We start from the raw sequence: 14007 nt of genomic DNA on the forward strand, positions 1-14007 counted from the left end.
GGATTTGTATTTTGAAATTTTAATTTTTTACAATTCTAATGCTTTTTTAGCATTTCCGCCCATTAAATGTTCTACTGGATTTTCTAATGCTTCTTTTACAGCAACCAAGAAACCAACTGACTCACGTCCGTCAATGATTCTGTGATCATAAGATAAAGCAACATACATTACTGGAGCGATAACTATTTGTCCGTTTTTCACGATAGCTCTATCAACCACATTGTGCATTCCTAAAATTCCTGATTGCGGAGGATTGATGATTGGTGTTGACAACATACTTCCGAAAACACCACCATTAGAAATAGTAAATGTTCCACCTGTCATTTCATCAACAGTAATTTGTCCGTCACGAGCACGAATTGCTAATCTTTTGATTTCAGCTTCAACACCACGGAAAGATAATGTTTCAGCATTTCTCATTACAGGAACCATTAATCCTTTTGGACCAGAAACTGCTACTGATATATCACAGAAATCATAAGAAATTTTCTCTTGACCATCAATCATTGAGTTCACATCTGGGAATAATTGTAAAGCTCTTGTAACCGCTTTAGTAAAGAAAGACATGAAACCTAAACCTAATCCGTGTTTCTCTTTAAATGCATCTTTATATTCAGCTCTTAAAGCATAGATAGCCGTCATGTCAACTTCATTGAATGTAGTTAACATTGCTGTTTCATTTTTAGCAGAAACTAATCTTTCAGCTACTTTACGACGTAACATTGATAATTTTGTTCTCTCAGAACCACGATTTCCGGTAGTTGGAGTTCCCATAGATGGCACTGCATTTACAGCATCATCTTTAGTGATTCTTCCACCTTTTCCTGTTCCAACGATTTCAGTTGGTTGGATGTTTTTCTCGTCTAATATTTTTCTCGCAGCTGGAGATGGAGCTTGGGTAGCATATGTTTTTTCAGCAACTGGAGCTGCTTTTACCTCAGCTTTTGGAGCTTCTACAACTGGTTTCGCTTCTTCTTTTGCTGGTGCTAGTGCATCACCTGATGGTTTAGCTGCACTTGTATCAATCAAACAAACAACCGCACCAACAGCAACCGCATCACCTTCTTCTGCTTTTAGGGTAATAATTCCGCTTGCTTCAGCAGGTAATTCAAGAGTTGCTTTGTCTGAATCTACTTCAGCAATTGCTTGGTCTTTTTCTACGTAATCGCCATCTTTTACTAACCAAGTAGCAATTTCAACTTCTTTTATAGACTCGCCTGGAGAAGGCACTTTCATTTCTAAAATCATCCTTTTATAATTTTATATGTGTGTTATTATCAATTATCTTAAGTCAAAAAATTTGACTTCTTTTTAAAGTTTTATTCTTTTTTGGTAAAATCTTTGTCAACAAAATAGTCTTTGTCAAAAAACATTCCGTCGGTTAAAATCCCGATTCTATCTGACCCTTCGCTTTTGAGTTTTTTGAATTTTTCCATTCCTTTAGCTGTAAGATCTTTAATTTCTTCGGCTTCCTTATTTATATCATCTTCTGAAGGTAAATAACGAGTCCCATTTTCTAATGATTTAAAAATTCTTTTTTTATATCGGTCGTAATTAGACAATTCTTTATTAAAAATCACAAGATTTACTCCGGCTTTTATAGCGCCCACTTGAGGTCTTGAATCAATAATATAAACTCTTCCAGCTTCTAATTCGGCTTCAACAAAATCAAAATTTTCAGCTTTTGACCAAAAAATGTGCTTTCCTGGTTCACATTCATAAACCATGTATTTACCATGATTAAACTTTCCTAAATACTTATCGCCATCAAAATATTTAAAATTAATTAAAAATCCTGTCGCATCATATCTTGTAAAGTACACTAAAACTTTTCCTTCTTTTGGCGTGTCTAATTCTTGAGCAAAAGCAAAATTCGTAATGAATAAAAATAAAACCAATAAATTTTTCATAAATTATCTAAATAAATTTTTATCAAAAACCATTCTAATTGCATCTGCATGACGACGTCTATCTCTTGTGTGACTTCCTGCTGCTGGTGCTGCGTATGCTTTTAATGAAGCTAATCTCCAAGGCACTAAATCGAAATTCATCAACATATAGCTATAAGCTCCCATGTTTTTAGGCTCTTCTTGTGCCCAAACATAATCATCAGCATTTGGATAACTAGCAATAATTGCTTTTAATTGTTCAACTGGTAATGGAAATAATTGCTCTATACGAACCAAAGCTACATCATTTCTTTCTAATTTTTCTCTTTCGGCAAGAATATCATAGTAGAATTTTCCAGTAACGAAAACAACTGTTTTTACTTTTTTCTTATCTACTGAAATATCATCAATTGTTTCTTGAAATTGTCCGTTGTACAATTCTTCTTGAGTAGAAACACACAATGGATGACGCAACAAACTTTTTGGTGAAAAATGGATTAATGGTTTACGGAACTTCGTTTTCATTTGTCTTCTCAACAAGTGATAGAAATTGGCTGGCGTTGTACAATCTGCAACGTACATATTATGACGTGCACAAAGTTGTAAATAACGTTCCATTCTAGCCGAAGAGTGTTCCGCACCTTGACCTTCATAACCGTGAGGTAATAAAAGAACGATACCATTTTGGTTGTTCCATTTGTCTTCACCACATGAAATGTATTGGTCAATCATGATTTGCGCACCATTAGAAAAATCTCCAAATTGTGCTTCCCAAATTGTCAACGCATTTGGATTTGCTAAAGCATAACCATAATCAAAACCTAAAACACCATATTCTGAAAGGAAGGAATTAAACACATTGAACTTTCCTTTTTTATCTTTAAGTGAATTTAAAAGAATTACTTCTTCTTCACTATCTTCTACTTTTACAACAGCATGACGATGAGAGAACGTTCCTCTTTCAACATCTTGTCCTGAAATTCTAACATCATAACCTTCTGTTAACAATGAACCATAAGCAAGTGATTCAGCTGTTCCCCAATCGATAACATTGTTATCATACATTGTTTTTCTATCGGTGATAATTTTTGTGATTTTGCTTATGAACTTTTTATCTGATGGCAAAGTTGAAATTTCATTGGCTATTTGATCTAATTTCTTTTTATCAAATTTAGTATCAAATTTTTGCAACATAACATCATCAGAAACTTGTTCGAATCCTTTCCATTCGTCTTGCAAGAAAGGTTTGATAATCGTCAAATCTTTTTTACGAGACGCTTGAAGATTCTCATCTAATTTATCTTTGTATTCGTTTTCGATTTTTGTGATATAAGCTGCATCAACGATACCTGCAGTAATCAATTTCTCTGCATAAATATCTCTTGGATTTCTATGTTTAGCAATGATTTTATATAAAACTGGTTGTGTGAAACGTGGCTCATCACCTTCGTTATGTCCATACTTTCTATATCCTAACAAGTCGATAAATACATCACGACCAAACTGCATACGGAAATCTAAAGCAAATAACATAGCGTGAACAACTGCTTCAGTATCATCAGAATTAACATGAAGTACCGGAGAAAGTGTCACTTTTGCAACGTCTGTACAATAAGTAGATGAACGTGCGTCTTGGTAATTAGTAGTAAATCCAACTTGGTTGTTGATTACAATGTGAATTGTTCCTCCTGTTTTGTAACCATCAAGTTGCGCCATTTGAACAATTTCGTATACAATTCCTTGTCCAGCAACAGCAGCATCACCGTGAACGGCAATTGGTAAAACTTTAGAGAAATCGTCTGGTGTATATTTATCTTGTTTAGCACGAGCTATTCCTTCAATAACTGCACCAACAGTTTCAAGGTGCGAAGGATTTGGAGCTAAATTGATGTTGATTTTTTTACCTGATTTGGTTTTTCTTTCAGAAGTTAAACCTAAGTGATATTTTACGTCACCATCAAAGTATTCTTTATCGTAGTCTTTTCCATCAAATTCTGAGAAAATATCTTGAGTTGCTTTTCCGAAGATATTGGCTAAAATATTTAATCTTCCTCTGTGCGCCATTCCCATTACGAAATGTTCTACACCTTTTTCTGCTGCAGATTCAATTAAAGCATCAAGTGCAGGAATAATACTTTCTCCACCTTCAAGTGAAAAACGTTTTTGACCTACATATTTTGTATGAAGAAAGTTTTCAAAAGAAACCGCTTCGTTTAGTTTTCCTAAAATGTGTTTCTTTTGTTCGCCATCAAAATTTGGTAAGTTATCGTTAATGTTGATTCTGTTTTGAATCCATTGAATAACCTCTGGTTTTCTCATGTACATGTACTCAATACCAATATGTTGGCAATATACATTTTTAAGATGAGCGATTATTTCTTTTAAAGTTTTTGGCTGATGACCAAGTACTTTTGCAGCATCAAAAACAGTATTCAAATCTGCATCGGAAAGTCCAAAATTTATCAAATCTAAATTTGGTTCGTAAATTCTTCTTTCTCTAACAGGATTTGTTTCAGTAAAAAGGTGACCACGTGTTCTGTAACCATCAATTAACTTAAGAACATTAAATTCTTTTTGAAGTTTTTCAGAAGCTTGTCCGTTATCTATAGAAGTTGCAGCATAATTGGCTACATATTCTCCTGCGTTTTCTTCATTGAAAGTTGCCATTCCAAAGTCGAAACCTTGAAAAAAGGCACGCCAACTTGGTTCAACACTATCAGGATTTACCAGATATTGGTCGTATAATTGTGCGAAAAATTCGGTGTGAGCTGCGTTTAAGAAGGAAAATCTATCCATGATTTAAGATAAAATAATCGTTGTGTTAAAAAAATTTATGCAAAAGTAAAATATTTATAACAATCTTTCAATGTTTTTACTACTTTTATGTCGCTAATTAACTATATATATACGTATGAAAAAGAATGCCTTACACAATTTAACAAAAAGATTAACATTTCTATTTTTTATTGCTGTCAGTTTATCTGTTTCTGCACAAGAAACCCAAGAAACAAAACCAAAAAGTGAGTTTTGGAAAAAAGTGCAGTTTGGTGGTGGATTAGGACTTGGATTTGGTTCAGGCTTTACTAATATTGCTGTTTCACCAACAGCTATTTACAATATCAATTCTTATGTAGCTTTAGGAACCGGATTGCAGTATAGTTTCTTAAAGCAAAAAGGGTTTTACTCTTCAAATATCTATGGCGCAAGTTTTATTGCACTTTTTAATCCTATTGAAGAAATCCAATTATCTACAGAATTAGAACAATTACGAGTAAATAGAACGTTTGAAGGAGTTGCATCTGGTAGTGAAAATTTTTGGAATACAGGACTTTTTGTAGGAGCTGGTTATCGAATGGAAAATGTAACTATTGGAGCGCGTTATAATTTATTTTTCAAGACTGATAATGGGGTTTACGGTGATGCATTTATGCCTTTTGTGAGAGTGTTTTTTTAAAAGCAACAATTTTTAAAATTTATTTTTAAATAATTTAAACAATTAACGTTATGAAAAACATTTTCATTTTTATATTTATATTAACGTCTTCTTCGGTATTATGTCAGAATCAATTTAAAAGTTTGCCAAAGTTACCTTCAACCTTTGTGAATTTTTCTAACAACACTTACTCACTAAATTTTACCTACAAAAAACCAAGCAGTTTGTATCGACTTTCAATTTACAATCCTACAACCAATTTGAATGATAATTACTATTTAGTAGGTGGAAAGTATTATATGAGTAACACTAAATCTTTTTCTTTTTTTGGGCCAGATGGACAAAGGATAGATTCATTTAATCCTAGTGGAACAAATGATTTTAAAAGTGCTCTTATAACTGGAGCAATAAATTCGATTATCAAAAAACTTTAATTAATATCGGTTTCTAAACCACACCTTCATCCATTCGCGTTTTAAAATTAAAAACGAGACTTGTTCGGAAAGCTCCATAATATCGGAACCATCTAATTTTTTTACTTGATCTTCTGGAACATCAACTATATAAAGTAAACTTAAGTATTCGGCGAACTTATATTGAATTAAACGGTAAATTTTTTCGTGAAGTTGAATTTTAAGTTCATCAGGTTTAGTGCTTGAATGAAAATCTACAGGTTCATTTGCAAAATTGAAATCCTTATTTAATTGCTCAATAAGTTTTTGATATAAATTTTCCTTCTCTGCTTCAGAAAGTAAGTGGTCTGTTGATATTGGTGCTACATACATATTAAATTCCAATATTAAAATTCTAAATTCCAAACATAAATAAGAGCTCCCATTGGAATTTGGGATTTATAAAATTGGAATTTCTATTAAACATTTCTATTCATTAAATTTTCACCAAATGCTTTTAACATTTGTTTTTTATCACTAGAAATGTTCATTTTTTCTAAGGTTTCAAATGCTTTAAATGTATATTCTTGAATAGCTTTTTGAGTAGCTTCTGAGGCTTTAGTTTGATTAAAAATTGATTTTACAGATTCAATTTTATCCGAATTATCACTTGGTTGAATCGAAAATAAATGTGTCAATTGCTCTTTTTCATCAGCATTGGAAAACTCCATTGCTTTCAAATACAAATAGGTTTTTTTGTTTTCAATAATATCACCACCAACTTGTTTTCCAAAGGTTTCTGGATTTCCAAAAGCATCTAAATAATCATCTTGTAATTGAAAAGCTATTCCTAAATTCAAACCAAAATCATAAATCAAATTGGCGTTTTCTTCAGATGTTTCTGCAACAATTGCACCCATTTTCATAGCGGCTCCAACCAAAACAGCCGTTTTATATTCAATCATTTTTAGATATTCTGGAATGGTAACATCTTCTCTTGTTTCAAAATCGACATCATATTGTTGTCCTTCGCAAACTTCAAGAGCAGTTTTGCTAAACAATTTTGCTAATTCTCTGAAAATTTTTGGTTCGTATTCTTCAAAATGTTGGTAAGCCAAAATCAACATTGCATCACCTGAAAGAATTCCGGTATTAACGTCCCATTTTTCGTGAACTGTTTCATTTCCTCTTCTCAATGGCGCATCATCCATAATATCATCATGAACCAACGAGAAATTGTGAAAAACCTCAATTGCTGTTGCTGCTGCCAATGCTTTTTTACAATCAACATCAAAAACCTCTGTCGCCATTAATGTTAAAATTGGTCGCATTCTTTTTCCACCTAAATGAAGAATGTATTCGATTGGTTCATAAAGATTTTTAGGTTCTTTATTTAAATGCAATTCTGTGAAATAAACTGAAATAAGTTCTTGATAGTAAGAAAGTGCGTGCATTAATTCTGAGTTTAATTTTTAATGTTTCAGGATTACAAAAGTAAGTCAAAAAAACTTTAATGAGTAAAACCTACTCTTTATCAAATGTTAAATTTATGTAAATACTATGGAAACTATTTTTGTATTCAAAGTTTCCAACGTACATTTGCAATCGAAATTTAGAAGAAAAATGAAAGAAAAAATCATCAAAAAAGCAACAGACATGTTCCTGAAACTTGGTTTCAAGAGTGTTACTATGGATGATATTGCTTGTGAAATGTGCATTTCTAAAAAAACAATTTACAAATATTTTAGCAACAAAGAGAAATTAATTGAAGAAGGAACTGAAGTTATTCATCAAAAAATTCATTCGTTAATGGACGAAGTTGTTAGTAAAAATTTTAATGCAATAGAAGAAAATTTTGAAATGCGAAAAATGTTTAAAGAAATGTTTCAATCTTTTGATCATTCACCAGCGTATCAATTGAAAAAACATTATCCTGAAATTTACGAAAAAATGATGGCTAATGAAATTGAAGATTGCAATAAAATGTTTTCTCAAAATATTGTAAAAGGAATTCAACAAGGACTTTACAGGCAAGAAACAGATGTTGAATCGGCTACTAAGTTCTATTACACGCTTATTTTTTCTATAAACGAAAACACACAATTAGAAAGTGATGCCTACAAACTAGAAGGAAAAGCATTAGAATATCACACAAGAGCCATCGCAACACCAAAAGGAATAATAGAATTAGAAAAACAATTAATAAACTACATATAATCATCAATCCATGAAAAACAAAATCATTCTAACCTTACTTTTCTTTGCTTCAATTTTGCAAGCACAAGAACAAAAAGAGAGTTACTCATTCTCTTTGAAACAAGCAATTGAACATGCCATTCAAAACAATTATTCTGTTTTAAATGCTAATAGAGACATTGAAGCCGCAAAACAAAAAAAATGGGAAACTACTACAATAGGTTTACCTCAAATTAATGGAGCTGTTGGCTATCAAAATAATTTTAAATTACAAACCAATATTATTGATTTTGGTGGTGTTCCAACAGCATTAACTTTTGGAACAAAGCACAATATGAATGCTTCTGCCACATTGAGTCAATTAATTTTTGATGGCTCTTATTTGGTAGGATTGCAATCAGCAAAAACCTATTTGAAAATATCTGAAAACGCAAAAGTAAAAACTGCACAAGAAATAAAAGAAATAGTAATCAACTCCTATGGAAATGTTCTGTTGGCAGATGAAAGTATTTTGATTCTTCAAAAAAACAAAGGTATTTTAGAAAAAACACTTTCCGACACTAAAGAAATCTACAAAAACGGACTGATTGAAGAAGAAAATGTGGAACAACTACAAATCACATTGTCATCAATAAATAGTTCGCTTGAAAATGTAAAGCGTCAAAAAACAATTGCAAATGATATGATGAAATTGTTGTTAGGAATAAACTTAGATAAAGAGTTAAAACTTACAGATAAGTTAGACAACCTAACACAATCGAATGTTGACTTAGCTATTTTAAAAGAAGAATTTAATGTTACAAATAACATTGATTATCAAATTGGTCAAAATCTTCAAACTAGTAAAGAGTTACTTTTAAAATTAGAAAAAAGTAAAGCATTACCTTCTCTAGGAGCTGCAGTAAATTTTGGTTACAACTCGTTTGCAAACGAATTCAATTTTTTAAATCAAGATCAAAAATGGTTTAATTATTCTAACCTTGGTATTAATTTAAACGTTCCTATTTTTAGTAGTTTCGGAAGAAGTTCTAGAACACAACAAGCAAAAATTGCTTTAGAACAATCTAAAACACAATTAACAGAAACAGAGCAAAAATTGAAATTACAATTTGAAAAAGCTAGAAGCGATTACGAATTTAGTTTAGAACAATTGACAACTTCTAAAAACAATTTGAATTTGGCAGAACGAATTGAAAATAAAAACCAAATCAAATTTACAGAAGGTTTAGCTAGTAGTTTCGATTTGACAAAAGCTCAAGAACAATTATACTCTGCTCAACAAAATTATCTTCAAGCAATGCTTGATGTAATCAATAAAAAAGCAACTTTAGAAAAATTAATAAACAAAAACTAATCCCAAAATAATATGAAATCGACGATTCACGAATTCCAAAACATAAAAGTCATGAGTAAAAAAATACTTTTAATCACTATAATATCTTTATCGATATTGTCTTGCTCCAAAAAAGAAAATGCTACAACTGTTGATGAATTAATTAAAGCTGGTAATGTAAAAGATCTTCAAACTAAAAAAGGTCTTATTCAAGCTGATTTAGCTAAAATTGATGAAGCTCTTTCAAAATTAGTAGAAGTTAAAAATCAAGAAGCCTTGGTTTCTGTGTTATCAGTAAAAGACACTACTTTTAGTCACTATTTAGAAATTCAAGGAAGCGTAAATACAAAAGAAAACATCCTTGTTCAACCAGAATTCAGTGGAAATCTTACTTCTTTAACTGTAAAAGCAGGACAAAGAGTTTCTAAAGGACAAATCCTTGGTAGAGTTGATGATGCTGGTATGAGTCAACAATTAGCAAGTTTGGAAAACCAATACGCATTGGCAAAAACATCATTTGAAAGACAAAAAAATCTTTGGGATAAAAAAATTGGCTCTGAAATTCAATTCCTTCAAGCTCAAACTCAAATGATTTCTGCTCAAAAAGCCGTTGCACAAATGAGAGCTCAAGTATCTAAAACATTAATTCGTGCTCCGTTTTCAGGAACAATAGACGAAGTTTTTGTAGAAAAAGGACAAATTGTAGCGCCAAGTCCACAAGGTCTTATGAGAATTGTAAACTTATCAAATATGTATGTTTCTACTTCTGTTCCAGAAACTTATATTGGTAAATTAAAAGTAGGAACTGTAGTTGATGTTTTCTTAACTTCTCTAGGAAAAACTTACAAAGGAAAAGTGAGACAAGTTGGAAATTTCATCAACCCAAACAACAGAAGTTTCGGAATTGAAGTAAGTGTGCCAAATCCTGAAAATTTATTGCGTCCAAACCAAGTTGCAAAACTTAAAATCATTGATTACACAAGTAAAAATGCAATTGTAGTTCCAACAAATGTGGTACAAGAAGACGGAACTGGAAACAAATTTGTTTTCACGGTAACTAATTCAAATGGTAAAACAGGTACTGCTAAAAAAGTACTTGTGAAAATTGGAAAATCATCAGATAATGTAACCGAAATTTTAAGCGGTTTATCAGCAAATGACATCATCGTAACTGAAGGTGTAAATAGTATTGCAGACGGAATGAAATTGAATTTCTAAATTTAAAATTATTGTCAGTTTTCTGTTGTCAGTTCTAAACCGACAACTGATAACCGACAACCAACAACAAAATATATGAGTCACACAAATAAAGAATTCAGTATATCAAGTTGGGCAGTAGACAATCGTGTTACTGTTTATATCTTGACCTTATTAATCGTTATTACAGGAGTAATTGCCTATATAACGATGCCTCGTGAAGATTTCCCAGAAATCATCGAGAACAAAGTATACATTTCGTCTGTTTTCCCAGGAAATTCTGCCGAAGATGTTGAAAAATTAGTAATTAAACCACTCGAAAAGGAATTCAAAAACATTTCAGGAGTAGAAAAAATTACGTCTAGTTCGTTTCAAGATTATGGAATGATTATCGTAGAATTTGCAGATAAAGTGACCATTGAAGATGCAAAAGTTAAAATTAAAGATAAAGTTGATTTTGCAAAAGCAGATACCGATTGGCCAAATCTAGACAACGGAAGTAAAGTAGAGCCAAACGTTTTCGAATTAAACATTTCGGAAGAAGTGCCTATTTTAAATATCAACTTAAAAGGAAATTATACTACACAACAACTTAAAAAATATGGTGAATTGCTTCAAGATGATATTGAAGAAATCCCTGAAGTTAAAAAAGTAGATATCCTTGGTGTTGATGACAAAGAAGTTGAAATTGCTGTAGATATATTCAAAATGACCGCAGCTCAAGTTTCTTTTGATGAAATTCAAAATGCGGTGAAATATGAAAATATGACACTTTCAGGTGGAAATTTAATTTCACAAGGGTCAAGAAATAATATTAGAATCGTTGGTGAAATAAAAGATCCTAAAGAACTTGAAAATATTATTATCAAATCATATGGAGGTGCTGTTTACCTAAAAGATATAGCTAAAATTAGTTTTAAAGAGAAAGAAAAAACTACTTACGCTCGTGAATCAGGTAAAGAAGTGGTAATGCTTAACGTAAAAAAACGTTCTAATCAAAACATGATTTCTGCGATTGAGCAAGTAAAAGAAAAATTAGAAAAAGCTAAAGCATCTTATTTACCATCTAATTTAGAATTGCAGTTAACTAATGACCAATCATCAAGAGTTGAACACCAAGTAGACGAACTTTCTAACCACATCATTTTCGGAATTGTGTTAGTAATGATTGTGTTAATGTTTACTATGGGATTAAGAAATTCACTATTTGTTGGTGCGGCAATTCCATTATCAATGTTAATGGCGTTTAGTATTCTTTCAGCATTCGGATTGACACTGAATACTATGGTTCTTTTTGGATTAGTAATGGGATTAGGAATGCTTGTAGACGACGGAATTGTGGTGGTCGACAACGTATTTGCCAACATGCAAAAAGGAATGGACAGAGTTTCGGCTTCCAAAATAGGTATTGGTGAAATCGCTTGGCCTGTAATTTCATCTACAGCAACAACTTTGATGGCCTTTTTACCTTTCTTATTATGGCCAGGTACAATGGGTAAATTCATGAAGTATTTCCCAATTACATTAACGGTTACATTAACGGCTTCGTTATTTGTGGCAATGGTTGTAAATGCTGCCATGACTGGAGGTTCGATGGATACAACAGATAAAAATGTATCTAAAAAATCGGCAAAACTATATTCAATTATTTTTACAGTAATTGCCTTAATTTTTGTTCTTATTGGAAATATCTATGATTCAAAATTCGCTAGAGCAATTGGACATTTAGCTATTATATCATTAGGTTTAATGTGGTTATACAAATTAAAATTATACCAATGGACCCAAGATTTTCAGTACAGCTTCTTCCCAAGAATGGAAGACAAATACAAAAGCTTCTTGGCTAAAATATTAACTGGTAGAAAAGCATGGCTTGCTTTAGCTGGAATAATTGGGTTGTTAATTTTCTCATTTATGTTATTGGGAATTTTCCCAAGAAAAGTATTGTTTTTCCCAGACAACATTCCAAATCAAGTAATTACTTATATAGAATATCCTCAAGGAACCGATATTTCTAAAACTAATAAAGCCACTTTATTTGTAGAAAAACAAGTAATCAATATTTTAAGCAAATATGTTGAAGAAGGTACTAATGAAAATTACCTTGCAGAATCTATTGTTTCTCAAGTAGGTGTTGGAGCAGGAAATCCTAACGTCGACGCAGGTTCAGCATCGGAAACACCATACAAAGGAAAAGTTACGGTTAACTTCTCTGAATTCAAATTTAGAAAAGGTGTAAATACAGCCGATGTTTTAGAAGAAATTCGTGCCAAAGTAAAAGGTATTGCAGGCGCTACTGTAACGGTTGAAAAAGATTCTAATGGTCCACCAGCTGGTTATCCAATTAGTATTCAATTGACAGGAATTGACTATGATGTAATGTTGAAAGAAGCAGACAAAATGATTGCTTTTATAAACTCTAAAAACATTCCAGGAATTGAAAGACTTAGCGTTGATGTAAACAAAGAAAGTCCAGAACTTGAAGTAAAAGTTGACCGAGTTAGTGCAGGAAGTTTGGGAGTTTCAACTGGTCAACTAGGATTCAATTTACGTCGTTCTGTTTATGGTCAAGAAATCTCTACTTATAAAGAAGGAGACGACGATTATAACATCACAATGCGTATGCAAGATGATCAACGTAAAAACGAAAATGTATTGTTCAATCAATCATTAACGTTCAGAAATCAAAACAATGGTCAGATGATGCAAGTGCCAATTTCGGCAGTTTCAAAAACAGAGAAAACGACTACTTACAATCAAATCAAAAGAAAAAACCAAAAACGAATCATGACGGTTTATTCTAATGTTTTGACAGGTTTTAATGGTGATGAAATTACAAAGCAAATACAAGCAGAATTAAAAGGATATGAATTACCAAAAACAGTTTCTTATTCGTTTTCTGGTGTTCAAGAAGAACAAGGAAAAAACCAAAGCTTCTTGATGTATGCTTTATTCTTAGCTTTAGCAGGAATTACGATTATTATTGTATTACAATTTAATTCAGTTTCTAAAACAATGGTAATTTTATTTACAGTTATCTTGAGTTTTAGTGGTGTATTTTACGGATATGTTATAGCTGGAATGGATTTCGTAATCCTGATGACCATGATGGGAATTATTTCCCTTGCCGGAATTGTAGTGAAAAACGGAATTGTATTAATGGACTTCTTTGTACTTTTATTAGACAAAAAAGTAGCAGAAAAACATTTAAACAGTCACGACGATTTATCATTAGAAGAAATAAAAGAAGTAATCATCGAATCTGGAAAATCGCGTTTACGTCCAGTATTATTGACTGCATTAACAGCTGTTCTTGGATTAATTCCACTAGCAATTGGGTTAAACTTCGACTTCTTCGGATTAATTACTGACTTAAACCCACACTTGTTTATTGGTGGTGACAACGTAATCTTTTGGGGACCATTAGCATGGACCATCATCTTCGGATTGACTTATGCAACCGTCTTAACTCTAGTTATGGTTCCAGTAATGTTTTACTTGGTTAAACGAGTAAAATATAAACTGAGAGACAGAAGAGAATCAAGAAGAATAGCAACTGAAGAATAA

At 31.9% G+C, this 14007-nt stretch carries 11 protein-coding genes; 6 read left to right on the forward strand and 5 right to left on the reverse strand.

Going from position 1 to position 14007, the window contains the following annotated elements; genetic code table 11:
* Positions 1-27: 27 nt before the first annotated feature.
* From odhB to ABD766_RS12650, 3 genes are all read right to left on the reverse strand, one after another.
* Positions 28-1248 carry a 2-oxoglutarate dehydrogenase complex dihydrolipoyllysine-residue succinyltransferase gene (gene odhB, locus ABD766_RS12640; protein WP_344817020.1) on the reverse strand — a complete coding sequence of 407 codons (1221 nt, stop codon included), beginning with the start codon at positions 1246-1248 and terminating at the stop codon, positions 28-30.
* A gap of 71 nt (positions 1249-1319) precedes the next feature.
* Positions 1320-1910, reverse strand: a complete 591-nt coding sequence (locus ABD766_RS12645) for a hypothetical protein (protein WP_298304998.1) — start codon at positions 1908-1910, stop codon at positions 1320-1322.
* A 3-nt stretch (positions 1911-1913) separates the two neighbouring features.
* Positions 1914-4685: a 2-oxoglutarate dehydrogenase E1 component gene (locus tag ABD766_RS12650; RefSeq protein WP_344817021.1), complete on the reverse strand. Its 2772-nt coding sequence runs from the start codon at positions 4683-4685 to the stop codon at positions 1914-1916.
* A 115-nt stretch (positions 4686-4800) separates the two neighbouring features.
* Between ABD766_RS12650 and ABD766_RS12655 the strand changes: the two genes are divergently transcribed.
* Together ABD766_RS12655 and ABD766_RS12660 are read left to right on the forward strand one after the other, a co-directional pair.
* Positions 4801-5343 (forward strand): hypothetical protein, encoded by a 543-nt coding sequence (locus ABD766_RS12655; RefSeq protein WP_298305003.1) that lies wholly within the window; start codon positions 4801-4803, stop codon positions 5341-5343.
* A 50-nt stretch (positions 5344-5393) separates the two neighbouring features.
* Entirely contained in the window at positions 5394-5756 is a 363-nt protein-coding gene (locus ABD766_RS12660) for a hypothetical protein (protein WP_344817022.1), read from the forward strand.
* On the opposite strand, the gene ABD766_RS12665 is transcribed toward ABD766_RS12660, so the two are convergent.
* Together ABD766_RS12665 and ABD766_RS12670 are read right to left on the reverse strand one after the other, a co-directional pair.
* Entirely contained in the window at positions 5757-6107 is a 351-nt protein-coding gene (locus ABD766_RS12665) for a hypothetical protein (RefSeq protein WP_344817023.1), read from the reverse strand.
* A gap of 86 nt (positions 6108-6193) precedes the next feature.
* On the reverse strand, positions 6194-7168 hold the full coding sequence (locus ABD766_RS12670; RefSeq protein ID WP_344817024.1) for a polyprenyl synthetase family protein: 975 nt from the start codon (positions 7166-7168) through the stop codon (positions 6194-6196).
* A 169-nt stretch (positions 7169-7337) separates the two neighbouring features.
* Here ABD766_RS12670 and ABD766_RS12675 point away from each other — a divergent pair, with 169 nt between their 5' ends.
* From ABD766_RS12675 to ABD766_RS12690, 4 genes are all read left to right on the forward strand, one after another.
* On the forward strand, positions 7338-7931 hold the full coding sequence (locus ABD766_RS12675; protein ID WP_298305012.1) for a TetR/AcrR family transcriptional regulator: 594 nt from the start codon (positions 7338-7340) through the stop codon (positions 7929-7931).
* A gap of 10 nt (positions 7932-7941) precedes the next feature.
* Positions 7942-9264: a TolC family protein gene (locus ABD766_RS12680; RefSeq protein WP_344817025.1), complete on the forward strand. Its 1323-nt coding sequence runs from the start codon at positions 7942-7944 to the stop codon at positions 9262-9264.
* Positions 9265-9315: 51 nt separating this feature from the next.
* Positions 9316-10461, forward strand: coding sequence for an efflux RND transporter periplasmic adaptor subunit (locus ABD766_RS12685; protein ID WP_344817026.1), 1146 nt, complete (start codon positions 9316-9318; stop codon positions 10459-10461).
* Between the two features lie 75 nt (positions 10462-10536).
* Positions 10537-14007, forward strand: a complete 3471-nt coding sequence (locus ABD766_RS12690; RefSeq protein ID WP_344817027.1) for an efflux RND transporter permease subunit — start codon at positions 10537-10539, stop codon at positions 14005-14007.

Source organism: Flavobacterium cheonanense (assembly GCF_039539185.1).
Lineage (GTDB): Bacteria > Bacteroidota > Bacteroidia > Flavobacteriales > Flavobacteriaceae > Flavobacterium > Flavobacterium cheonanense.

Excerpts from the sequence above, each read along its gene's own strand:
- odhB (WP_344817020.1), bottom strand. The coding sequence starts at position 1,248 with ATGATTTTAGAAATGAAAGTGCCTTCTCCAGGCGAGTCTATAAAAGAA.
- ABD766_RS12645 (WP_298304998.1), bottom strand. The coding sequence starts at position 1,910 with ATGAAAAATTTATTGGTTTTATTTTTATTCATTACGAATTTTGCTTTT.
- ABD766_RS12650 (WP_344817021.1), bottom strand. The coding sequence starts at position 4,685 with ATGGATAGATTTTCCTTCTTAAACGCAGCTCACACCGAATTTTTCGCA.
- ABD766_RS12655 (WP_298305003.1), top strand. The coding sequence starts at position 4,801 with ATGAAAAAGAATGCCTTACACAATTTAACAAAAAGATTAACATTTCTA.
- ABD766_RS12660 (WP_344817022.1), top strand. The coding sequence starts at position 5,394 with ATGAAAAACATTTTCATTTTTATATTTATATTAACGTCTTCTTCGGTA.
- ABD766_RS12665 (WP_344817023.1), bottom strand. The coding sequence starts at position 6,107 with ATGTATGTAGCACCAATATCAACAGACCACTTACTTTCTGAAGCAGAG.
- ABD766_RS12670 (WP_344817024.1), bottom strand. The coding sequence starts at position 7,168 with ATGCACGCACTTTCTTACTATCAAGAACTTATTTCAGTTTATTTCACA.
- ABD766_RS12675 (WP_298305012.1), top strand. The coding sequence starts at position 7,338 with ATGAAAGAAAAAATCATCAAAAAAGCAACAGACATGTTCCTGAAACTT.
- ABD766_RS12680 (WP_344817025.1), top strand. The coding sequence starts at position 7,942 with ATGAAAAACAAAATCATTCTAACCTTACTTTTCTTTGCTTCAATTTTG.
- ABD766_RS12685 (WP_344817026.1), top strand. The coding sequence starts at position 9,316 with ATGAGTAAAAAAATACTTTTAATCACTATAATATCTTTATCGATATTG.
- ABD766_RS12690 (WP_344817027.1), top strand. The coding sequence starts at position 10,537 with ATGAGTCACACAAATAAAGAATTCAGTATATCAAGTTGGGCAGTAGAC.